Genomic DNA, 20628 nt, shown 5'->3' with positions numbered 1-20628 from the left:
GGATCTCGGCCGGGCGGGGCAGGTCCGGGGTGTCGGGCGGGGTGGTGTCCTCGGCGACGAGGTCGGTGCAGAGCCCGACGCAGCCGTCGCAGATGTACGCGTCGGCCGGGCCGGCGATGAGCCGGCGTACCTGCTGCTGCGTCTTCCCGCAGAACGAACATCTCGGCATCCGCGCCGTCCCCATTCAAATGATGTGATCATGTGGTACTGACATGTGGGGTCGACGCTAGCGTGTGCCGACGACGGCGGCAAACACCGCGGACGGGGTGGCATGGGTACGGAGCAGAACCGGTCCGGCGACCGGCAGGAGCCGGCGGACGGGCGACGGGCGGGCGGCGAGCGGGTGCCGCGGGCCGAGACGCAGCGGCGGAACCGGGCGCGGGTACTGGCCGCCGCGCGGCACGAGTTCACCGAGCGCGGGTTCCGCGACGCCAAGATCGACCGGATCGCCGAGCGGGCCAAGCTGACCCGCGGCGCCGTCTACTCCAACTTCCCCGGCAAGCGCGCGCTCTACTTCAGCGTGCTGGCCGAGGACGCCGAGCAGGCACCCGCCGACCCCCGACCCGGCCGTACGGTGCCGGACGCGCTCGCCGCGCTCGCGTCCGCGTGGCTCTCGCCGCTGCCGCTGGCCACGGACGGGCCGGACTGGCTGGGCCGCGACCTGGTACCGGAGATCCTGGCCGACGAGCACACCCGCCGGCCGTACGCGGAGTTGTTGGCGTTGCAGGCGATCGCGCTGGGGTTCGGGCTGGAGGCGCTGCCACCGCGGCGCGGGCACCGGCTCGTACGGGTGGCCGCCGCGGCGCTGACCACGCTGCACGGTGCGGGACAGCTCGCGGTCGCGGCGCCGGGCTTCGCCGATCCGTTCGACGTGGTGGAGACGTGCCGCGGGCTCGCCGGGCTGGACCTCGCCGACGACTGGAGCCCGCCGCACGCCGGGTACGCACCGGCCGCCCGCCCGGTGGACGCGCCGTGGGCCCCGCCCGCCGCGGTCGACGCGCTCCGCGCCGAGCCGGTACGCCCCGGCGGAGACGGGGTGGTTGCCGTACTCGGGCTGCACCGGCTGTCCGCGGTCGAGGAGGCGCTGCGGCTCTGTCCGGTCACCGCCGTGCTCGTCACCGGCGAGCCGCGGGAGCTGGACCCCCTGGTCCGGCTGGTACTCGCGGAGCTGCGGAGTTGCCTGCGCCACGCGCTGCCGGAGTCGGCGTGGCCGCGGCTGAGTCTGGTGCACGACGGGGCCGCCGCGGTCGCCGCCGCCGCCGGAGTACGGGCGGTCAGTGACGAGACCGAGACCGCCGTCCGGGTACGCGACGGGCGGATCGTGGCGCGCGCGGACGGGCGCGGCGCCTGCCACGCCGCGGCGTCCGTACCGGACTGAGGTGGGTGGCGGGGCATGGGATCTCACGTTTCGGTGCGGGCGCGCGTCTACGGGGTGTGAGTGTGCAGCCGTTCGACGAGGTGGTGGCCCGGTACGGGCGGATGGTGCTGCGCGTGTGCCGCGCGGTGCTCGGCCCGGACGACGCGGAGGATGCGTGGGCGGAGACGTTCCTGGCGGCGCTGCGGGCGTACCCGGAGCTGCCGGCGGACGCGAACGTGGAGGCGTGGCTGGTGACGATCGCGCACCGGAAGGCGATCGACGCCACCCGGTCCGCGGCGCGCCGGCCGGTCGTCGTGGGGGCGGTGCCGGACCGGCCGTCCGTCACGGGGCGGCCGGAGGACTCCGACGTCGACCTGTGGGCGGCGGTGGCGGCGCTGCCGCCGAAGCAGCGGGCCGCGGTGGCGTACCACCACCTCGCGGGACTGCCGTACGCGGAGATCGCGGCGATCGTCGGCGGGACGACGGACGCGGCACGACGCGCCGCCGCCGACGGCATCCGCACGCTGCGCGCCACGTACCGCACGGGAGGAGAGGGACATGAGTGACCTGTTCGCGGGCCTGCCGGACGACTCCGCGACGCTGGCCCGACTGCGCGACCGGCTGGCCGCGGACGCCGCGGCGGACGGCGTGCTCGACGTGGCGTACCGGACGGTGGAGACGCCGGTGGGTACGTTGCTGCTGGCCGCGACGGACCGTGGGCTGGTGCGCGTCGCGTACCCGGGTCAGGGGCACGACGCGGCGCTCGCGCAGCTCGCCGAGCTGGTGAGCCCGCGGGTACTGCACGCGCCGCGCCGGCTGGACGCCGTGGCCCGGCAGCTCGACGAGTACTTCGGGCGCCGGCGGCGGGTCTTCGACGTGCCGCTGGATCTGCGACTGGCCAAGGGGTTCCGCCGCGAGGTGCTCGACCACCTGGCCGACATCCCTTATGGCACAACGGAAAGCTACAGCCAGGTGGCCACCGCGGCGGGCAGCCCGCGCGCGGTGCGGGCGGTCGGCACGGCCTGCGCGACCAACCCCGTCCCGGTCGTACTGCCGTGTCACCGGGTGGTCCGCGCCGACGGCTCGTCCGGGCAGTACGCCGGGGGCGCGGCGGCGAAGCTGGCGCTGCTGAGTCTGGAGGCGGCGTGACCGCGGGCGCGCCGCGGACCGTCCACTGAGGAGGGTGTGATGACGCTGCCGTTGTTGGGCACCGGGCGGCGGGAGGTCGCGCCGGGCGCCGTGCACGTACCGGGATGGCTGGACCTGGACGCGCAGCGGCGTCTCGTCACCGCGTGCCGGGAGTGGGCGCGCGGCCCGGTGCCGGCGCGGTCCGCGGTCCTGCCCGGCGGCCACCCCATGTCGGTACGCACGGTCTGTCTCGGCTGGCACTGGCAGCCCTACCGGTACACCCGGACCGCCGACGACGTGAACGGCGACCGCGTCGCCCCGCTCCCCGACTGGTTGGTACGACTGGGATCCGCCGCCGTGACCGAGGCGTACGGGGACGCGGCGGGCGACGGGTACCGGGCCGACACCGCGCTGGTGAACTTCTACGACGCGGACGCGCGGATGGGCATGCACCAGGACCGGGACGAGCGGGCCCGGGAACCGGTGGTGTCGTTGAGCGTCGGCGACACGTGCCTGTTCCGCTTCGGCAACACCGAGAACCGGTCCCGGCCGTACACGGACGTGGAACTGGAGTCGGGCGACCTGTTCGTGTTCGGCGGGCCGTCGCGCCTGGCGTACCACGGGGTGCCGCGGATCCGGCCCGGTACGGGCGATCCGCGCACCGGGCTGACCGGTGGCCGGGTGAACGTCACGCTCCGGGTCACCGGTTTCCCCGACGCCTGACCGATTCCCCGCACCGCAACGGATCCGGGCCGTGGCCGGAGCGACCGCGGCCGGCTCGCCACCTGCGGGTAGCGGGCGTGGTGGCGTGCGGTGCGCGGGTCCGGCCGGTGCGCGGTGCCGGGAAACGACCGGGACGTGCCGCGACGCGTACCCGGGGCGGTGTGGGTCGGTTTCTGTCCACTTCGGACGGTCGCGACGCCGGGATTCCGGAATCCGCCCTGCCACGGGCGTCACGGCCCGTAGCGTCGGCAGGGACGAAGGGGGTACCGATGGCGCGAGGAAGCGGTGCCGGGACCGTGGCGGCCATGACCGGGTGGGTCTTCGCCGCGACGATGATGATCGTCGTCGGGGTCTTCCAGATCATCGACGGCATCACGGCGATCTTCAAGGACCAGTTCTACGTCAACGTCCGGAACTACACGTTCAGCCTCGACACCACGGCGTGGGGCTGGATCCACGTGGCACTCGGCGCGCTGATACTGCTGACGGGCGTCTTCCTGATGTCCGGGCGTACCTGGGCCGCGGTGACCGGTCTGGTACTCGCCAGCCTGTCCGCGATCAACAACTTCTTCTTCCTGCCGTACTACCCGCTCTGGGCGATCCTGGTGATCGCCGCGGACGTGTTCGTCATCTGGGCGCTGGCCCGGATGCTCAGCGCGGGCGCCACCTCCGGCCGGGACAGCTGGGTCTCCCCGGCCGTACCGGCGGACGGTGCGCCGATGGCGGGCAACGAGCCCACCGGGTACGGCACGCCGGCGGGGACGTCCGCCGCGACGGACGTCAAGCCGCGGACCACCGCCGAACCGGAGATGCGCGGGGACCAGCCGACCGGGATGCGCGGCGGGGCCGAGCAGCCGGGTGGCGAGCCGGACGCACCGCGCGGCTGATCAGCCGGAACCGCTTGCCACGCAACGGAACCCGAGGTGGCTGGTGGACGAGTCGGCGGCCTGGCCCTGCCGGGCCGCCGGCCGGTACCGGTGGCAGTAGCTGGGCGCGCAGAGGTGCGAGCCGCCCTTCATCACGTACCGCGGGAACGGCGCTCCGCCGGCGCCCGCCGCCTCGGCCGCGCCCGCCGCGTCCGTCCGCAACGCTTGCGGCGCAACGCTTCCGGGCTCGGACCCGACGGTCCCGCGAGGTGGCCGGGGCGCGCAGCAGGCGGGTGGGGCCGGGTCGTGGCCGGGGCGGAACAGGTCGGCGGTCCACTCCCACACGTTGCCGACCGCGTCGTACAGGCCGTAGCCGTTGGGCGGGTAGCTGCGTACCGGTGAGGTGCGGTCGTGGCGTGGAGTCGTTCTGCGCCAAGGGAAGTCGCCCTGCCAGGTGTTGGCCATCGTACGGCCGCGCGGTGCGACGTCGTCGCCCCACGGGTACACGGCGCCGTCGAGTCCACCGCGCGCCGCGTACTCCCACTCGGCCTCGGTCGGCAGCCGCTTCCCGGCCCAGTCCGCGTACGCCACCGCGTCCTCGTACGCGACGTGCGTGACCGGATGGCGTTCGTGGCCGCCGATCCCGCTGTCCGGGCCGGACGGGTGCCGCCAGTCGGCGCCGGGTACCCAGGCCCACCAGCGCTGCCAGTCGTCGAGCGGCACCGGGCCGCGAGTCGCCCGGAACACCAACGATCCCGGTACCAGCAGGGCGGGGTCGGCGTCGGGGTATCGGTCGGCGTCGGGGGCGCGTTCGGCGAGCGTTACGTACCCGGTGGCGGCGACGAACCGGCGGAACTCGGCGACCGTGACCGGATGCTCGTCGATCCAGAACCCGGCCACCTCGACCCGGTGCACCGGCCGTTCCTCCGGGTAGAAGTCCGCGCTGCCCATCCGGAACGCGCCGGCCGGTACCCACACCATGTCCCGCGCCGGTGCCCGCCGCGCCGCCGGCGTGCCGTTCGTGCCCACGACCACCAGGCTAGGCGTACCGGACGGTCCGGGCGGGCGGTTCGGCCCGACCACCCTCCACATCGGACGTACTCGGCGGAACGCGCCACCCGGCCCCGGACCCCCGTCGTACGGTGGGACGACGGGGCCGGGAGGCGCGGTGAGCGGTACGGGCGGGCAGCAGGCACCGGCGGCGGGCAGCGCTCCGGCGGGCGGTACGCCGTCGGGCGGTACGCCGTCGGGCGGCGCGTACCTGAAGCTGGTGGGGATCGGGGCGGCGATCGGCATCCCGGCGGCGTTCGCGGCGGCCGCGTTCCTCGCGCTGGTGCGGTACCTGCAGGGTTGGCTGTGGACGGACCTGCCGAAGGCGCTCGGCCACACCGGCCCGCCCTGGTACCTGGTGGTCGGGTTGCCGGTGGTCGGCGCGCTGCTGGTCGTCGCGGCGCGCACGCTGCCCGGCGACGGCGGTCACCGCCCGCTGGTCGGCCTCAGCGCCGAGCCGACGGCCGTGTCGCACGCGCCGGGCGTACTCCTCGCCGCGCTCGCCACGCTGGGCTTCGGCGCCGTACTCGGCCCGGAGGCGCCGGTGATCGCGCTCGGCTCGGCGGTCGGCATGGTCGCCACCCGGTTCGCCCGGCTGACCGGACGCCCCGCCACCGTACTGTCCACCGCCGGGTCGTACTCCGCGGTCTCGGCGCTGTTCGGCGGACCGCTGGTGGCCGGCATGCTGCTGCTGGAGAGCGGCCTCGCCGCAGGCACCGCCCTGCTGCCGGCGCTGCTGCCGGGCCTGGTGGCAGCCTCCGTCGGGTACGTGATCTTCCTCGGCTTCGGCTCGTGGGGCGGCCTGAACGCCCCCGGCCTCACCGTCCCGCACCTGCCCGCCTACACCGGCCTGCACCTGTACGGCCTGCTCGTCGGGATCGGCGTCGGGCTCGTCGCCGCGGCCGTCACCCTCGCCGTCCGGTACTGCGCCCGCTGGGTCGAGGGGCTGCGCGCCCGGCTCGGCCTCGCCGGTCTGCTGGCCGCCGGTGGCCTCGCGGTCGGGCTGATCGCCGAGCTGGCCGGCCTCGCCGGCGCCGACCCGAAGGACGTGCTGTTCTCCGGCCAGTCGTCCATCCCGACGCTGGTGGCCGAGAAGTCGGTCGGCATCGTACTGCTGCTGATCGTCGCCAAGTTCCTCGCGTACGCGGTGAGCCTGGGCTGCGGCTTCCGCGGCGGGCCGATCTTCCCCGCGATCTTCCTCGGCGTGGCGATGGCGTCGCTGACTCACGCGGGGCTGGGTGTCTCGCCGACGCTGGCCGTCGCGGTCGGTACCGCGGCCGGGATGGCCGCACAGACCCGGTTGCTGTTCTCGTCGCTCGTCTTCGCCGCGCTGCTGGCCGGTTCGACCGCCACCGCCACCGTGCCGGCCGCGGTACTGGCCGCCGCGACCGCCTGGCTGGCGATGACCGTCGTGGCCCGCCGCCAGCACACCGACGCGACACCGCCCGCGGCACCGCCCGCCGCGGCGCGCTGACCGCGGGCACGCGCCGGCACCGCGCCACGGTACGGGCGGCGCGATGCCGGATCGTGGTCAGTCGCGGGACATCGCGGCGGCCAGGTGCCGCTCCACGTCGACGTACGCGTCGTCGGCCACGTCGAACACGACCTTCACGAGTTCCCCGCCGCGGTACGGGAAGCGGCCCCGGTCCCGGTACGCGGCGGACACCGCGTCGCCGCTGTCGTACCCGATGCAGAGGCCCTCGCCGCACAGCGAGAAGTGTCCGGTCATGGTACGGATCTCGGCCTCGGCCACGACGGCGTCGTCCACGTACAGCTTGAGCGGACCGTACGACTCGTGGTGCTCGCCGAGGCGCTGCTTGGTGAACTCGACGCCGACGACGTGCCGCCCGGGTTTCGGTGCGGCGGCGGAGATCCGCGTCTCCGGCGGGATCCCGAGGAAGTTGTACGCGTAGACCAGCTCGCCGTCGAGCAGGAACAGCGCGTGCCCGCCGAACCGGGAGCCGTGCGCGAAGATCACGCCCTCGGTCTCCTCCGTCACCTCGACCTGCGCCAGCACCTTGTACGACACGCCGTGCACGTTCGCGGCGGACCGTTCCGGGATCTCGCTCGTACCCGGGTAGTAGGTGTACTGGCCGGATGGCGGCACCGGCACCTTGAACTCCATCTGGAGGAACTTCTCCAGGTCCGGCCCGACGACCGCCATGTCGTTGAGCGGCAACACGTTGTTTCGCTTGGCTTCCGCCATCCAGAGTTCCTTGAGCTGCGCCACCTTGTCGGGGTGTTCCGCGGCCACGTCGTGCGCCTCCGAGCGGTCCACGTCGGTGTGGAACAGCTGCCAGCGGTCGTTCTCGAAGTGGCTCAGCCCGCTGACCGGGCCGTGTTCGGTGACCGCCTTCCAGCCCTGGTGCCAGATCCCGCGCGAGCCGAACATCTCGTAGTACTGGGTCTGCTTGCGGGTCGGCGCCTCCGCGTCGTCGAAGCTGTACCGCATGGACACGCCCGCCAGCGGCGTCTGCGGCACCCCGTTCACCACGTCCGGGAACTCGACGCCGCACGCCTCCAGGATCGTCGGCACCACGTCCACCGCATGGTGGTACTGGTGGCGCACCTCGCCGCGGGCCCGGATCCCCGCCGGCCAGTGCACCACCAGCGGATCGCACACCCCGCCCTGGTACGTGTAGCGCTTGAACATCCGGTACGGCGTGGAGAACGCCACCGCCCAGCCGGTCGGGTAGTGGTTGTACGCGTCGGGGCTGCCGAGCTTGTCCAGCAGCGGCATGTTGTCCTCGACCGTGTCCGGCCACGCGTTGAAGAACTTGCCCTCGTTGACGGAGCCGTTCGGGCTGCCCTCGCCGGACGCGCCGTTGTCCGCGCAGTACAGGATCAGCGTGTTGTCGAGCTGCCCGGACTCCTCCAGGTACTCGACGATCCGGCCGACCTGCGCGTCGGTGTACTCGCTGAACCCGGCGAACACCTCGGCCATCCGGCTGAACAGCCGCTTCTCGCCGGCGCTCAGCGACTCCCACGGCCGCACCCGGTCGTTCGGCGAGTACGTGCCGTCGGCCATCGGGTTGATGGGCGTGAGTTCGGTGCCCTCGGGCAGGATCCCGCGCTCGACCATCCGCGGCAGCACCCACTCCCGGTACGCCTCGTACCCGTCGTCGAACATCCCCCGGTACTTCTCGACGTACTCCGCCGGCGCGTGGTGCGGCGCGTGGTTGGCGCCCGGGCAGAACCACAGGTACCAGGGCTTGTCCGGCTCGGTCTGCTTCGAGTCCCGGATGAACTGCATCGCCCGGTCGGCCAGGTCCTTCGACAGGTGGTAGCCGTCCTCCGGCAGGTACGGCTGGTCGACGTAGTGGTTGTCCTCGGCCAGGCTCGGGTACCAGTTGTTGGTCTCGCCGCCGATGAAGCCGTAGAACCGGTCGTAGCCCATGCCCAGCGGCCACCGCGCCTTCGACGCGCCCATCGTCCACTCGTCCACCGGTACGTTGTGGTTCTTGCCGACCCAGAACGTCGACCAGCCCGCCTCCCGCAGTACGGTCGCCATCGGCGCGCACTCCGGCGGGATGTGCGAGCTGTACCCGGGGAACCCGGTGGACGACTCGGAGATGCTGGCGAACCCGTTCTGGTGGTGGTTGCGGCCGGTCAGGAAGCAGGACCGGGTCGGCGAGCACAGCGCCGTCGTGTGCCACTGCGTGTACGTGAGTCCGTTGGCGGCCAACCGGTCCATCGTCGGCATCGCGATCCGCCCGCCGTACGGGGACCACGCCGCGGTGCCCGTGTCGTCGTACAGCACGACCAGGACGTTGGGCGAACCGGCGGGTGCCTTCCGCGCCAGGAACGGTGTCCAGTCCGGCTGCGAATCCCGGACATCGAGTGCGATCTTTCCCGTGAACGGCGTGGCCATCGTGCTCCTCCCCCGTGTACGGACCCGGCCGGAGCCGCCGGTCGTCCACGCTCCACCGTACGGAGAACCGGGACGGCGGTGGAGCGGAACGCCGAACGCCGGGTTACCGGGAACCGCGCTCACCGCAGGCGATCCGGCCGTACCGTCGAGGTGCGGCACGGGGAGGTCGGGGCTTGGACTGGCTGCGGGGCTACCGGCGGGCGTGGCTGCGGCCGGACGTTCTCGCGTCGCTGACGATCTGGGCCCTCGTGGTCCCCCAGGCCATCGCGTACGCGCAGATCGCCGGGCTGCCACCGCAGTCCGGACTGTTCGCCGCGATCGCCGGCCTGCTCGCGTACGCGGTGCTCGGCAGCTGCCGGCAGATGGTGGTGAGTCCGACCTCGTCCACGGCGGCGATCTCGGCCGCGCTGGTCGCCCCGGCGGCGGCCGGCGACGCGCGCTCGTTCGCCGGGCTGTCCGCGGTACTCGCGATGCTGGTGGGCGCGACGCTGATCGGCCTGGCGGCGCTGAAGATGGGCTTCGTGTCGCGGTTCATCGCGGCCGGCGTACAGACCGGGTTCATGTTCGGGCTGGGCCTGACCATCATCGTCGGGCAGGTACCGAAGCTGCTCGGCGTCCCCGACTCCGGCGGGAACTTCGTCCCGAAGCTCGGCCACCTGGTCGGTCACCTCGGCGACGTGCACCCGGTGACCGCGGCCGTCGGACTCGGCGCCCTCGCCGTCCTGTTGGTACTGCGCCGTTTCGTACCGTTGGCGCCGGCCGCGCTGATCGTCGTGGTGGCCGGCGTCCTGGCCGTCGCGTTCGGCCACCTGGACCACCACGGCGTCGCCGTACTCGGCCGGGTGGACGGCGCGGTGCCCGTCCCGGCCGTGCCGCACGTACCGTTCGACGCGGTGGTGACGCTGGTGCCGGGCGCGATGGCGATCGCCGTCGTCGGGTACGCGGAGACCGCGACGGTCGGCGAGGCGATGGCCGACAGGCACGGCGAGGACGTCCGCCCGAACCGGGAACTGACCGCCGTCGGCGCCGGCAACATCCTCGCCGGTTTCCTCCAGGGCTTCATCGTCGGCGGCGGCGCCAGCCAGACCGCGGCGAACGACCGCGCCGGTGCGCGTACCCCGCTGGTGTCGCTGGTCGTCGCCGGGCTCACCGTACTCACCGCGGTCGCGCTGCTGCCGCTGTTCCGCGACCTGCCGCAGGCCGTACTCGGGGCGATCGTGATCAGCGCCGTCCTCGGCTTCCTGAACGTGGCGGCGCTGCGCCGCATCGCCCGGCTGCGCCGGGACAGCTTCGTGATCGCCCTCGCCGCGATGGCCGGCGTCCTCGTCCTCGGCGTACTGCCGGGTCTGCTGACCGCCGTCAGCGCCAGCATCCTCCTGCTGCTGAGCCGGATCGCCCGCCCCACCGTCGGACCGCTCGGCCGGGTACGCGGCACCGCGATCTGGGTCCGGGCCGACGCGCCCACCCCGGACCTGGTCACCGAGCCGGGTCTGCTGGTGTACCGGCTGAACGCCGCGCTGGTGTTCGCCAACGCGAAGCTGCTCCGCGACGGCGTCCGGTCCGCGGTCGCCGCCGCCGACCCCCCGGTCCGCGTCGTACTGGTGGACATGTCGCTGTCCACCGACCTCGACGTGGAGACGGTGAACGTGCTCGACAAGCTCGTCACCGACCTGGCCGCGAGCGGCGCCCGGCTCTGGCTGGGCGGCGTGCACACCCCGGCCCGTGCCGTACTCGACCGGTCCGGGCTGACCGCCCGCATCGGCGCCGACCACCTGTACCCGAGCGTGGGCGCCGGTGCCGGCGCGTACCCGGGGGCGGTGTCCCGCGAACCGTGAGCGAACCGCCCTGGACGCGGCATGCCATGCCGCATGCTGGTGGTAGTCGGCCGATCCGGGGGTGGTGGCGGTGGGACGCACGGGTGACGTACTGGACTCGCTCGACGCGATCGGACGCTCGCGCGCGAGGTACCACTACCTGCTGGCGGCCGACCGCCGCCGCGAACTGGACGACCTGCGGGCGCTGATCGTCCGGCAGGCGCAGCGGCTCATCGACGCCTGCACCGCGGCGCACCTGGCCGCCGACCCGAGCCCGCCCGTACCGGAGCCGGAGCCGGCCGCCGGACCGTGATCCCGGTCGCAGCACGGCGGTGCGCCCTCCCAGCACGCGGGAGGAGGGTGCCGCGCGGCCGCCGGGCGGGCTAGCCTCTCCGCCGTGACCGGGTACGCCGAGCGCCTGCAGATGGCTCTGCTGGCCGCCGCCTACGAGTGCACCGACGACGGGCTGTGTCGCTGACGCGACCGCCCCGCCGTCCCTGCCCGTACCCTTTCGCCCGGAGATCCCCCATGGCCGCTCCCGCCGTACCCGCCCGCGCCTTCCCCACCTCCGTACCGACCCCGGACGCCGCGCCCGCCCCCGCCGTACGGTGGGTGCCGCTGGCCGTCGCCGCCGTCCTCACCGCGCTCGCCGACGCGTACGTGTGGGTGCAGCACGGCGCGAAGCCGGGCGTCCTGCTGCTGCTCGGCGCCGGGCTCGGCCTCGCGCTGTTCCACTCCCGGTTCGGCTTCACGTCCGCCTGGCGGCAGCTCGTCGCCGTCGGCAACGGCACCGGGCTGCGCGCGCACGCCCTGCTGCTCGGTACCACCGCCACGCTGTTCGCGCTGATCATCGGCACCGGCACGGGGCTGTTCGGCAGTACGCCGGAGCCGTCGGCGGGGCCGCTCGGGCTGGCGCTCGTGGTCGGCGCGTTCCTGTTCGGCGCGGGCATGCAGCTCGGCGGTGCCTGCGCCTCCGGCACGCTGTTCGCGGTCGGTTCCGGGCAGTCGGCGATCGTCCTGACCCTCGGCGGCTTCGTCCTTGGCTCCACCGTGTACGCCTGGCAGTCGCCGCTGTTCACCGGCTGGCCCGCGCTGCCCGCCGTCGTACTCTCCGACCACGTCGGCTGGTTCGGCTCCTGGGCGGTCACGGTCGTGGCGCTCGCCGCCGTCGTCGGCGTCTCGTACCTGGTGCAGCGGCGGCGCACCCCGCCGCCGGTCGGCGTCCCGCCCACGGCGCGCGGCGCGGCGCGGATCGTACGCGGGTCCTGGCCGCTGTGGGTCGGCGCCGTCGTCCTCGCCGTACTCGGCGGCGCGGTACTGCTGGTCGGCGGTTCCGCCTGGGGCATCACCAGCGCGTTCGCACTGTGGGGCAGCAAGCTCGGCGGGGTGTTCGGCGCGCACCCGGAGCACTGGGCGTTCTGGCGGCAGCCGGAGAACGCGGCGAAGCTCGCCGGCCCCGTCCTCGCCGACAAGACCAGCCTCACCGACCTCGGCATCATGCTCGGCGCGGCCGTGGCCGCCGCGGCCGGCGGGGTGTGGACGCTGCACCGCCGGGTGCCGTGGCGTACCGCGGTGGCGGCCGTACTCGGCGGCGTCCTGATGGGTGTCGGTGCCCGGCTCGCGCAGGGCTGCAACATCGGCGCGTACCTGGCGGGCATCGCCTCGGGCAGCGTCTCCGGCTGGGTGTGGGCGGTCGCCGCGCTCGCCGGCACCTGGGTCGGCCTGCGGCTGCGCCCGCTGTTCCGGCTGGCGAACCCGAAGCCGTCCGACAGCATCTGCTGACCCCGCGCGACGGCGCTCCGGGCCGGCTCGACGAACAAGCGTTCGATGGGGTACAAAGACCCGATCATGATCGACTTGGGGACGGACGGCGACCGGGAGCGGTGCAGCGGCGCCACCCTGGTGCGACCGGTACGGGCACGGAAGCTGGCCAAGGTGCCGTTCGTCGAACTGGCGGACGGCCGGGTGCAGGGCGTGGTGTCGAGCGGCTCGGACATCGCCCGGGTGTACGTGTCGTCGGTGACGGCCGACGGGCACGGCCTGAGCTGCAGTACGAACAACAACCGGCCGTGCGGCGGGCTGTCCGGGCCGTACGCGTGCAAGCACCTGCGGGCGATGCTCGACGAGGCCGTCCTCCAGTACGGGCGGGAGCGGGTGGCCCGCTACCTGCGCGTCGAGGTCGGCGCGGACTCCGACGTGCTCGGCGCCCTCGACCCGCACCACGCGCCGGCGCCGGCGGCGACCGTGTTCAGCCGCTTCCTGCGCCACCTGGCGTACCTGGAGGTGCCGGAGGCGGACGGTCCCGTACCGGAGTTGCAGTGGTTCGGCGCGACGAGGACGGCGGGCTGATGCGGGGCACCCAGATCGGCGCGCTCACCGACGACGCCGTACCGGGGCTGGCCGAGGCGCTGGCGGTCGTCGACGGCCTCGACGACGCCCTGGCGAACGGCCTGGGCCGGCTCGGCGAACCCGAACGCGCGGCGCTCGCCGCCCTGGCCGCCGCCGCCGGCGCGTCCCCGCTGGCCACCGCGGCGGCGGACGCCGTGGCCACGCTGGCCGCCGGCACCGTGGCCGACGAGTACCTGGCGGCGGTGGCGGGGGCGCGTGCGGCGCTGCTCGGCGCGGTGCACGACGCGCTGCTCGCCGCGGCCGACACGGGCACCGGGCGCTCGCGCGCCGAGTGGGACGCGACCGGCGGCGACTCCCCGGGAGTACCGCTGGCGGCGGCGCGGTCGTGGCTGACGGAGCTGGCCGTGACCGGCTGGCGGGGTGTCGGGGAGGACCTGGTCGCGGCGTCCGCGCCGGTCGTGGCGACGCTGCTGGCGGAGCCGCGCACCCGGCGGCTGGCCGTCCTGCTCGACGGGTTCGCCGCGGAACTGCGCGCCTGCACGCCGATCGCGACGATGGAGCACCTGCCGTACCGCCGGTGGGGTGACCTGTGGTCGCGCGCCGTCCTGCTCGCGCAGGACACCTGGCCGGGGCCGCCCGCCGCGGCACCGGTGTCCGGCCGGCTGCTGCCGCTCGGCGTCGACGTGCACGAGCACGCGACGGCCGTCCAGTTCGAGGTGCACGGGGTACTGGAGACCGCCGGCGGCGCCCGGCTGGTACGGGTGGCCGCCGCCGCGGCGAAGGTGGACACGATCGTCGGCCCCGCCGTCTGGACCCTCGTCGACCGCCCCGTACTGCTCGGTGCGCTCGCCGCCGGCCGCGCGCTGGAGCTGACCGACATGCCGCTGCTGCCCGGCGGTGACCTGCTGTGGCGCGAGGACGCGGCGACGCCGGGCGAGCCGGCCGACCCGTTCACCACCGCCCGGCTCGTACTGCCGGAGGCCACCGCCGCGGGCGTACCGCCGCTGGACCGGCATCCGGTACGCATCGCCGAACCGGTACTGCTGGAGGACTACACGGTCACCGACCACGCCGCCGTACTGGACGGGCGGGCGCTGCCGTTCGACACCGACCGGCTGCCCGGCTGCGGCCCCCTCACCCCGGAGTTGGTGGCCGCCTCGACCGCGTGCATCGGCCTGCTGCGGTGGGACGCCGGCGGCTGGCGGGTGCAGCCGCTCGCCGTGCGTACCACGGTGAAGCGCAAGCCGGCGACGGTCGCGACGGCGGACTGGGCGCAGGGGCCGACGGATCCGAAGGTGGCCAAGGCGGAGGCGAGGAACGACGCCGTCGCCGTCCTGCGGGAGCGCGCCGGACGGCTGCTCCGCTCATGACCGCCGACACCCCGGACCCGACGGCCGACGCCGCGCGCCGGCAACTGCTCTACTGGCGGCTGCTGTCCCGGATCTTCGCCGCCGACGAGCAGCCGGCGCTGGAGTCCACCAGCGCCGAACTGCTCGACGCGCTCGGGTTGCCGGCGACGCTGCTGGACCCGACGGTCAGCGTGGACACGGTGGTACAGCGCCATCCGGAGCTGGCGGCGGAGTTCGACGGGCTGCTGCGGCCCGCGGAGACGGACACCCGCGACACCGCCGCCGAGGTACGCCGGGCCGCGCTCGCCGGCAAGCTGCTGCTCAACGTGTTCGCCACCGGCAGCGGCGACGTCAGCGCCAGCCAGCTCGGGCACTGGCAGGCCGACGCCGGCTGGTTCGAGCGGGGGCTCGGCTGCGAGCCCGGCCAGATCCGCGCCCGGCCGGCCGGGGACGAGCTGGGCGGTGTGCTCGCCGGCATCGAGGGCGACCTGGTGAGCCGGATGCGGCTGCGCGAGGTGCTGGCCAACCCGACGCTGGCCAGGCAGCTCACCCCGAGCATGTCGCTGATCGAACAACTGTTGCGGGACAAGGCGAACCTGTCCGGAGTCGCGCTCGCCAACGCCAAGGCCCTGATCCGCCGGTACGTCGACGAGGTGGCGCAGGTGCTGCGTACCCAGGTGGAGAAGTCCAGCGCCGGCACGGTGGACCGGTCGGTGCCGCCGAAGCGGGTGTTCCGCAACCTGGACGTGGACCGCACCATCTGGCAGAACCTCACGAACTGGAACCCCGAGGACGAGCGGCTGTACGTGGACCGCCTGTTCTACAAGCACACCGCGCGGCGTACCACGCCGGCCCGGATGATCGTGGTGGTGGACCAGTCCGGTTCGATGGTCGACTCGATGGTCAACTGCACGATCCTCGCGTCGATCTTCGCCGGCCTGCCGAAGGTCGACGTCCACCTCATCGCGTACGACACGCGCGCGCTGGACCTGACGCCGTGGGTGCACGACCCGTTCGAGGTGCTGCTGCGTACCAAGCTGGGCGGCGGGAACGACGGGCCGGTCGCGTTGGCGATGGCGCAGCCGAAGATCGCCGACCCGCGCAACACAGTACTGGTGTGGATCTCCGACTTCTACGAGTTCGACCGGTCGCAGCCGCTGTTCGACGGCATCCAGGCGGTGCACCGGTCGGGCGTGCGGTTCATCCCGGTCGGCTCGGTGACCAGCTCCGGCCGCGAGGAGGTGAACCCGTGGTTCCGGCAGCGCTTCAAGGACCTGGGTACGCCGGTGATCTCGGGCCACATCACGAAGCTCGTGTTCGAACTGAAGAACTTCCTCGGCTAGGAGACATCACGTGACCGACGACCTGCTGCGCGCGCCCGCCGAGGTCAAGTACGCCGACGAGCTGGACTGGCTGGAGTCGGTGGACGACGGCCCGAAGCCGTTCTCGTGGCGGCTGTCGCCGAAGATGGTGCGGCTGTTCGTCCTCGGCTCGGAGCGCGCCGACGGGCTGGACCGCGAGGTCGACCAGAAGTGGTTCGGCGACCGCAGCTTCGTCGAGCGCGCCATCGTCACCCTGGCGTCCGACCGGGGCCTGCTGCTCATCGGCGACCCCGGTACCGGCAAGAGCTGGCTGGCGGAGCTGCTGTCCGCGGCGATCTGCCGCAACTCGACGCTCGTCGTACAGGGGACCGCGGGGACCACCGAGGACCACATCAAGTACTCGTGGAACGTGTCGATGGTGATCGCGAAGGGGCAGTCGCGCGACTCGATGATCCCGTCGCCGATCATGACGGCGATGGAGGGCGGGGTGATCGGCCGGTTCGAGGAGCTGACCCGCTCCACCAGCGACGTACAGGACGCGCTGATCTCGATCCTGTCGGAGAAGTACGTGTCGATCCCGGAGCTGGACGACGACAACGTCGTGTTCGCGAAGCCGGGGTTCTCCATCATCGCCACGGCGAACAGCCGCGACCGCGGCGTGAACGACCTGTCGTCGGCGCTGAAGCGACGGTTCAACTTCGTCCGGATCCCGGTGGTGACGAACCGCAAGAGCGAGACGGAGATCGTCCGGTTCCGTACCGAGGAACTGTTGCGGCGGCACGCGATCGAGCTGGACGTGCCGCCGTCGCTGCTGGACATCCTGCTGCAGAGCTTCGCCGACCTGCGCGCCGCGGCGGCGTCGGCCGGCAGCGACGACGAGAAGCTGGAGTCGGCGCTGTCCACGGCCGAGCAGATCGGCGTACTGGAGGACGCGATCCTGTCCAGCCACTTCTTCGGCGACCGGCGCCTCACCGCGGAACGGCTCGCCGCGTCGCTGGTCGGTTCGCTGGCCCGGCGCAGCCCCGAGGACCTCGCCATCCTCAACAAGTACTGGCACGGGGTGGTGGAGCCGCGCAGCAAGGCGGAGGGCGGCGAGTGGCCGGTGTTCCTCGACGGCGGCCGTCAGACCATCGCCACCCTGTCATGAGCGCACCCGACGCGTCCGGACCGTTCGGGGCGCTGCGCGCGCAGCTGACCAACGCGGCCGGCGAGTTCGGCGGCGGGGACGCGGTGGCGGACATCCTCGCCGGGATCGTCGACGACGTCGACCGGGCGGTGGCCGAGGAACTGGAGATCTTCCCGGTCTGCCACCACTCGCCGGCGTCCGCGGCGGCGATGGCCCGCCGGTTGCGCGCCAAGCAACCGAAGGTGGTCTACCTGGAGCTGTGCGAGGATCTCCAGCCGCTACTTGCCGAGCTGCGCAACTGCACGCTGCCGGTGGCGCTCCAGGCGTACGCGTCGGAGCTGGACGGGTTCCCCGCCGAGTGGGGGCCGCTGTCGGTGGTCGCGCCGATCACCGAGGCGTCCGCCGAGTACCAGGTCATCGCGTACGCGTTGCAGACGCCGGGCGTCGAGCTGGTGTGCGTGGACCACTCGACCGACCACGTGTTCCAGGAGAAGCCGCAAGACCCGGAGCCGGAGCCGGACCCCTCGGCGCCGGACGACGCGGCGCTGCACGGGGACGCGGTCGGGGTGGAGCTGGGCGACCTGCGCCCCCGGTTCGCCGAGCTGGAGGCGTACCTGCTGCACCACGGCAAGGTACGGCACTGGTCGGAGTGGTGGGACCAGTACGTGGAGCAGCCGCTGGTGGGCGCCGACCACGACACGTACCGGCAGGTGATGGTGTTGATCGGCAGCCTGTTCCGGCGGTTGACGCCGGCCGGCGAGCGGCTGCGCGGCGACGAGACGCGCGAACGGTACATGTGGACCCGGATCCGCGCGCACCGCGCACAGTCCACAGTGGACACATCCGACTGCCTGTACGTGTGCGGCGCGTTCCATGCGGCCAGCCGGGTCGAGCAGTTCGGCGTCGCGTCGACGGCGCCGTACGAGATCGGGCCGCGGACGAGGACCGCCTGGCTGTACGGGCTGATCCCGTCCAGCCACTCGGCGATCGAGGCACAGTTCGGGCTCGCGCCCGGCTCGGTGTCGGTCGCCGCGGCCACCTGGGCCAAGGCCACGAGCGGGCGCGGCGGCGTCCGGCCGTACCGGCTGTCGGGGCAGAAGGCGCCCAAGGCCGGCGCGAAGGCCCGCGCCGCGATGCCCGGCCGGGACGGCGATCCGGTCGACGACCGGCTGTCCGGTTTCCTGTCCGCGCCGTCCCGGCCCGGCGGGCTCGACTCCGACGAGCTGCGCGGCTGGTGCGTGGACATCGTGCGGCTCGCCCGCCGCAACGGCTACCTGGCGAGTACCGCGGACGCGATCGCCGTGTTCGAGACCTCGGTACTGCTGGCCGGGATCCGCGGCCGGCAGCGGCCCACCCCGTACGACTTCACCGACGCGGCGGTCACCTGCATCGAGAAGGACACCGTACCGGGGCGGCGGGACGTCGCGACGCTGTGCGGGATCCTGCTCGGCGGCGACCGCGTCGGCCGGGTCGGGTACGACGCGCTCCCCCCGCTCGCGCGCGACGTGTACGACCGGCTCGCCCCGCTCGGCCTCGACCTGACCGCGCGTACCCAGAAGCGGGCGCTGCTCGACCTCGACGCGCGCCCCGACCTGCGGCCCTGCTCCGACCTGCTGTGGCTGCTGCGCCGCCTGCTCCCCACCGACGCGGTACGCCCGATCATGGGCGAGCGCACCCTCGGCGAACGGTCCGTCCAGGAGAGCTGGGACCTCGCGCTCGGCCGCAACCAGCGCGCCCTCATCGAGCTCGGGTACGACGGCGTCACCGTCGAACAGGTCCTCGAACAGCGGTTGCGGCGCGCCGCCTGGGATCCGACCGCGACCGCCGCCACCGCGCTCCGCGCCGTCGAGGACGCGGTGCTGTTCCTCGACAACCCGCGCTTCACCGCCGAACTCGGCGCCCGCGCCGTCACCCTGCTCGCCGCCGAACGCACCGTCGACGGCGCCCCCGAGGTACTGCGCCGGATCCGCCGTCTCCGCACGTACTACCGCGCCACCGCACCCACCCTGCCGGCCTGGGTACAGGAGTTCGTCACCGCCGGGTACGGCCACTACTGCACGCTGCTGCCCGTCGCCACCGTCGACGAGGCCACCACCGTCCGGCAGATCGCCGCCATGCTGGGCTTCCTGTTCAGCATGGAGAGCCTGGCGCTGTCCCTCGGCTGCGACCGCACCCAGCTCGAACTGGCCGTCGCGCAGTCGCATCCCGAGTCGCCCGCCACCGTCGCGCTGCTCTGGGCCGCCCGGTACCAGCTCGGCATCCTCGGCCTCGACGACCTGCGCGCCCGCTGCGACGGCCTGCTCGACAACCCGCTCACCGTGCCGTCGTTCCCGGCGTACCTGAGCGGGTTCGTGCAGGCGCTGGAGCCGGCACCGGGGCTGGCGCCGTTCGTGGTGGAGGCGCTGTCCGGCGCGTTCGCCCGGCTGCCCGACCACGTGCTGCTGCCGTGGCTGCCCACGCTGATCACCACGCTCCGGGCGGAGGCCGCCGAACTCGTCCCGCTGCTCGTCCGCGAGGCCGGGCGTACGTTCCCCGGCTCGCTGCGCGCCCTCGACACCTGGACGCCGCCGTGGTCCGCCGCGCCCGCCCCGGCCGTACCGGAGGCGCGGCCGGGCGGTCCGGTCACCGACCTGCTCGCCGCCCACCCGGCCGCCACGGACGCCGTCGCCGCCGTACTCGGTGCCACCGACCCCTGGAGTACCCCCGGCCCGTCGGCGCCGTCGTCCGGGCTGCTGGACCGGCATCCGGCCACCGCGCAGGCACTCGCCGCCCTCCTCACCCGGTGACCCGGCGCACCCCGGCGAGTTCGGGCAATGTCGTTCGGGTGGCGGGCGTACCGGCATAGCCTGGTGGCGCCGAGCGGGAGGGGGCACCGCCGATGGCCGGGACGTCGACGCATCCGGGCGAGCCGCACGACCAGTCGCTCGGGCAGCGCCTGAACTGGCTGCGCGCCGGAGTACTCGGGGCGAACGACGGCATCGTGTCCACCGCCGGTCTCGTCGTCGGCGTCGCCAGCGCCACCACCGAACGCGGCCCGATCCTCACCGCCGGGCTGGCCGGGTTGGTGGCCGGCGCGGTGTCCATGGCGCTCGGCGAGTACGTGTCGGTGTCCAGCCAGCGCGACACCGAACGCGCCATGCTCCACCAGGAACGCCGCGAACTGCGCGAGTCGCCCGAGGAGGAGCTGGCCGAGCTGGCCGCGATCTACCAGGCGAAGGGCTTGTCGGAGCAGACCGCGCGGCAGGTGGCACTGGAACTGACCGAGCACGACGCGTTCGCCGCGCACGCCGAGGCGGAGCTGGGCATCGACCCGCACGACCTGACGAACCCGTGGCACGCCGCGCTCGCCTCGGCCGCCTCGTTCACCGTGGGCGCGCTGCTGCCGCTCGCCGCGATCCTGCTGCCACCGCCGTCCTGGCGTACGCCGGTGACGTTCGTGGTGGTGCTCGTGGCCCTCGCCATCACCGGTACGGTCGCCGCCCGGCTCGGCCGCGCCCCGGCGTTGCGGGCCGCGGCCCGGGTGGTGATCGGCGGCGCGATCGCGATGGTGGTGACGTTCCTGATCGGCCACGCCTTCGGCACCACCACCGGCTGACCCGCCCCTTCGATATCCGCCGCGCGTCAACCGACCGTTGCCCGCCGAGCCACGTCCTGACGGTCGACCGACCGCCAC

Annotated in this window: 18 protein-coding genes; 15 read left to right on the top strand and 3 right to left on the bottom strand. The window is 73.8% G+C overall.

Going from position 1 to position 20628, the window contains the following annotated elements; translation table 11 throughout:
• Window positions 1–169 (bottom strand): ClpX C4-type zinc finger protein (locus tag Aru02nite_RS19565; protein WP_275408670.1); only part of this gene is annotated, 169 nt, incomplete at its 3' end.
• Window positions 170–271: 102 nt separating this feature from the next.
• Here Aru02nite_RS19565 and Aru02nite_RS19560 point away from each other — a divergent pair.
• The 5 genes from Aru02nite_RS19560 to Aru02nite_RS19540 all read left to right on the top strand — a co-directional run bounded on the left by Aru02nite_RS19560 (window position 272) and on the right by Aru02nite_RS19540 (window position 4095).
• Window positions 272–1378: a TetR/AcrR family transcriptional regulator gene (locus Aru02nite_RS19560; protein WP_203659663.1), complete on the top strand. Its 1107-nt coding sequence runs from the start codon at window positions 272–274 to the stop codon at window positions 1376–1378.
• 56 nt (window positions 1379–1434) lie between these two features.
• Complete coding sequence (locus Aru02nite_RS19555) at window positions 1435–1923, top strand: RNA polymerase sigma factor (RefSeq protein ID WP_203659661.1); 489 nt, start codon at window positions 1435–1437, stop codon at window positions 1921–1923.
• The gene (locus Aru02nite_RS19550; RefSeq protein ID WP_203659658.1) at window positions 1916–2506 is read left to right on the top strand and encodes a methylated-DNA--[protein]-cysteine S-methyltransferase; all 591 of its coding nucleotides are present in this window, start codon (window positions 1916–1918) and stop codon (window positions 2504–2506) included. Before Aru02nite_RS19555 ends, Aru02nite_RS19550 begins: the two co-directional genes overlap by 8 nt.
• Window positions 2507–2545: 39 nt before the next feature.
• Window positions 2546–3208: an alpha-ketoglutarate-dependent dioxygenase AlkB family protein gene (locus Aru02nite_RS19545; RefSeq protein ID WP_203659656.1), complete on the top strand. Its 663-nt coding sequence runs from the start codon at window positions 2546–2548 to the stop codon at window positions 3206–3208.
• 305 nt (window positions 3209–3513) lie between these two features.
• Window positions 3514–4095, top strand: a complete 582-nt coding sequence (locus tag Aru02nite_RS19540; RefSeq protein WP_203659654.1) for a DUF7144 family membrane protein — start codon at window positions 3514–3516, stop codon at window positions 4093–4095.
• Here the strand turns inward: Aru02nite_RS19540 and Aru02nite_RS19535 are convergent, their stop codons facing one another.
• Window positions 4096–5055 (bottom strand): formylglycine-generating enzyme family protein, encoded by a 960-nt coding sequence (locus Aru02nite_RS19535; protein ID WP_203659730.1) that lies wholly within the window; start codon window positions 5053–5055, stop codon window positions 4096–4098.
• 187 nt (window positions 5056–5242) lie between these two features.
• On the opposite strand from Aru02nite_RS19535, the gene Aru02nite_RS19530 reads away from it, so the two are divergent.
• The gene (locus Aru02nite_RS19530) at window positions 5243–6598 is read left to right on the top strand and encodes a chloride channel protein (RefSeq protein ID WP_203659652.1); all 1356 of its coding nucleotides are present in this window, start codon (window positions 5243–5245) and stop codon (window positions 6596–6598) included.
• A 57-nt stretch (window positions 6599–6655) separates the two neighbouring features.
• Here the strand turns inward: Aru02nite_RS19530 and Aru02nite_RS19525 are convergent, their stop codons facing one another.
• Window positions 6656–8995, bottom strand: a complete 2340-nt coding sequence (locus Aru02nite_RS19525) for an arylsulfatase (protein ID WP_203659650.1) — start codon at window positions 8993–8995, stop codon at window positions 6656–6658.
• A gap of 173 nt (window positions 8996–9168) precedes the next feature.
• Between Aru02nite_RS19525 and Aru02nite_RS19520 the strand changes: the two genes are divergently transcribed.
• The 9 genes from Aru02nite_RS19520 to Aru02nite_RS19480 all read left to right on the top strand — a co-directional run bounded on the left by Aru02nite_RS19520 (window position 9169) and on the right by Aru02nite_RS19480 (window position 20550).
• Entirely contained in the window at window positions 9169–10830 is a 1662-nt protein-coding gene (locus Aru02nite_RS19520) for a SulP family inorganic anion transporter (RefSeq protein WP_203659648.1), read from the top strand.
• A gap of 70 nt (window positions 10831–10900) precedes the next feature.
• On the top strand, window positions 10901–11122 hold the full coding sequence (locus Aru02nite_RS19515; RefSeq protein ID WP_203659646.1) for a hypothetical protein: 222 nt from the start codon (window positions 10901–10903) through the stop codon (window positions 11120–11122).
• A gap of 215 nt (window positions 11123–11337) precedes the next feature.
• Complete coding sequence (locus tag Aru02nite_RS19510; RefSeq protein WP_203659644.1) at window positions 11338–12591, top strand: YeeE/YedE family protein; 1254 nt, start codon at window positions 11338–11340, stop codon at window positions 12589–12591.
• A gap of 66 nt (window positions 12592–12657) precedes the next feature.
• Window positions 12658–13158 carry a hypothetical protein gene (locus Aru02nite_RS19505; RefSeq protein WP_203659642.1) on the top strand — a complete coding sequence of 167 codons (501 nt, stop codon included), beginning with the start codon at window positions 12658–12660 and terminating at the stop codon, window positions 13156–13158.
• A complete protein-coding gene (locus Aru02nite_RS19500; protein ID WP_203659728.1) occupies window positions 13158–14528 on the top strand; it encodes a hypothetical protein in 1371 nt (456 codons plus the stop codon). The genes Aru02nite_RS19505 and Aru02nite_RS19500 overlap by 1 nt, the downstream gene beginning before the upstream one ends.
• Complete coding sequence (locus tag Aru02nite_RS19495) at window positions 14525–15850, top strand: vWA domain-containing protein (protein ID WP_203659640.1); 1326 nt, start codon at window positions 14525–14527, stop codon at window positions 15848–15850. The genes Aru02nite_RS19500 and Aru02nite_RS19495 overlap by 4 nt, the downstream gene beginning before the upstream one ends.
• 10 nt (window positions 15851–15860) lie before the next feature.
• Window positions 15861–16976 carry an ATP-binding protein gene (locus Aru02nite_RS19490; RefSeq protein ID WP_203659638.1) on the top strand — a complete coding sequence of 372 codons (1116 nt, stop codon included), beginning with the start codon at window positions 15861–15863 and terminating at the stop codon, window positions 16974–16976.
• Window positions 16973–19741, top strand: coding sequence for a DUF5682 family protein (locus Aru02nite_RS19485; RefSeq protein ID WP_203659636.1), 2769 nt, complete (start codon window positions 16973–16975; stop codon window positions 19739–19741). Before Aru02nite_RS19490 ends, Aru02nite_RS19485 begins: the two co-directional genes overlap by 4 nt.
• A 92-nt stretch (window positions 19742–19833) precedes the next feature.
• Window positions 19834–20550, top strand: coding sequence for a VIT1/CCC1 transporter family protein (locus Aru02nite_RS19480; protein WP_203659634.1), 717 nt, complete (start codon window positions 19834–19836; stop codon window positions 20548–20550).
• The last annotated feature ends 78 nt before the right edge of the window (window positions 20551–20628 follow it).

This window comes from Actinocatenispora rupis, from assembly GCF_016861975.1.
GTDB classification, from domain to species: domain Bacteria; phylum Actinomycetota; class Actinomycetes; order Mycobacteriales; family Micromonosporaceae; genus Actinocatenispora; species Actinocatenispora rupis.
This window is presented reverse-complemented; position numbering and strand designations above follow the sequence as displayed.

Excerpts from the sequence above, each read along its gene's own strand:
- Aru02nite_RS19560 (WP_203659663.1), top strand. The coding sequence starts at position 272 with ATGGGTACGGAGCAGAACCGGTCCGGCGACCGGCAGGAGCCGGCGGAC.
- Aru02nite_RS19550 (WP_203659658.1), top strand. The coding sequence starts at position 1,916 with ATGAGTGACCTGTTCGCGGGCCTGCCGGACGACTCCGCGACGCTGGCC.
- Aru02nite_RS19545 (WP_203659656.1), top strand. The coding sequence starts at position 2,546 with ATGACGCTGCCGTTGTTGGGCACCGGGCGGCGGGAGGTCGCGCCGGGC.
- Aru02nite_RS19540 (WP_203659654.1), top strand. The coding sequence starts at position 3,514 with ATGACCGGGTGGGTCTTCGCCGCGACGATGATGATCGTCGTCGGGGTC.
- Aru02nite_RS19535 (WP_203659730.1), bottom strand. The coding sequence starts at position 5,055 with ATGGTGTGGGTACCGGCCGGCGCGTTCCGGATGGGCAGCGCGGACTTC.
- Aru02nite_RS19525 (WP_203659650.1), bottom strand. The coding sequence starts at position 8,995 with ATGGCCACGCCGTTCACGGGAAAGATCGCACTCGATGTCCGGGATTCG.
- Aru02nite_RS19510 (WP_203659644.1), top strand. The coding sequence starts at position 11,338 with ATGGCCGCTCCCGCCGTACCCGCCCGCGCCTTCCCCACCTCCGTACCG.
- Aru02nite_RS19505 (WP_203659642.1), top strand. The coding sequence starts at position 12,658 with ATGATCGACTTGGGGACGGACGGCGACCGGGAGCGGTGCAGCGGCGCC.
- Aru02nite_RS19500 (WP_203659728.1), top strand. The coding sequence starts at position 13,158 with ATGCGGGGCACCCAGATCGGCGCGCTCACCGACGACGCCGTACCGGGG.
- Aru02nite_RS19495 (WP_203659640.1), top strand. The coding sequence starts at position 14,525 with ATGACCGCCGACACCCCGGACCCGACGGCCGACGCCGCGCGCCGGCAA.
- Aru02nite_RS19485 (WP_203659636.1), top strand. The coding sequence starts at position 16,973 with ATGAGCGCACCCGACGCGTCCGGACCGTTCGGGGCGCTGCGCGCGCAG.
- Aru02nite_RS19480 (WP_203659634.1), top strand. The coding sequence starts at position 19,834 with ATGGCCGGGACGTCGACGCATCCGGGCGAGCCGCACGACCAGTCGCTC.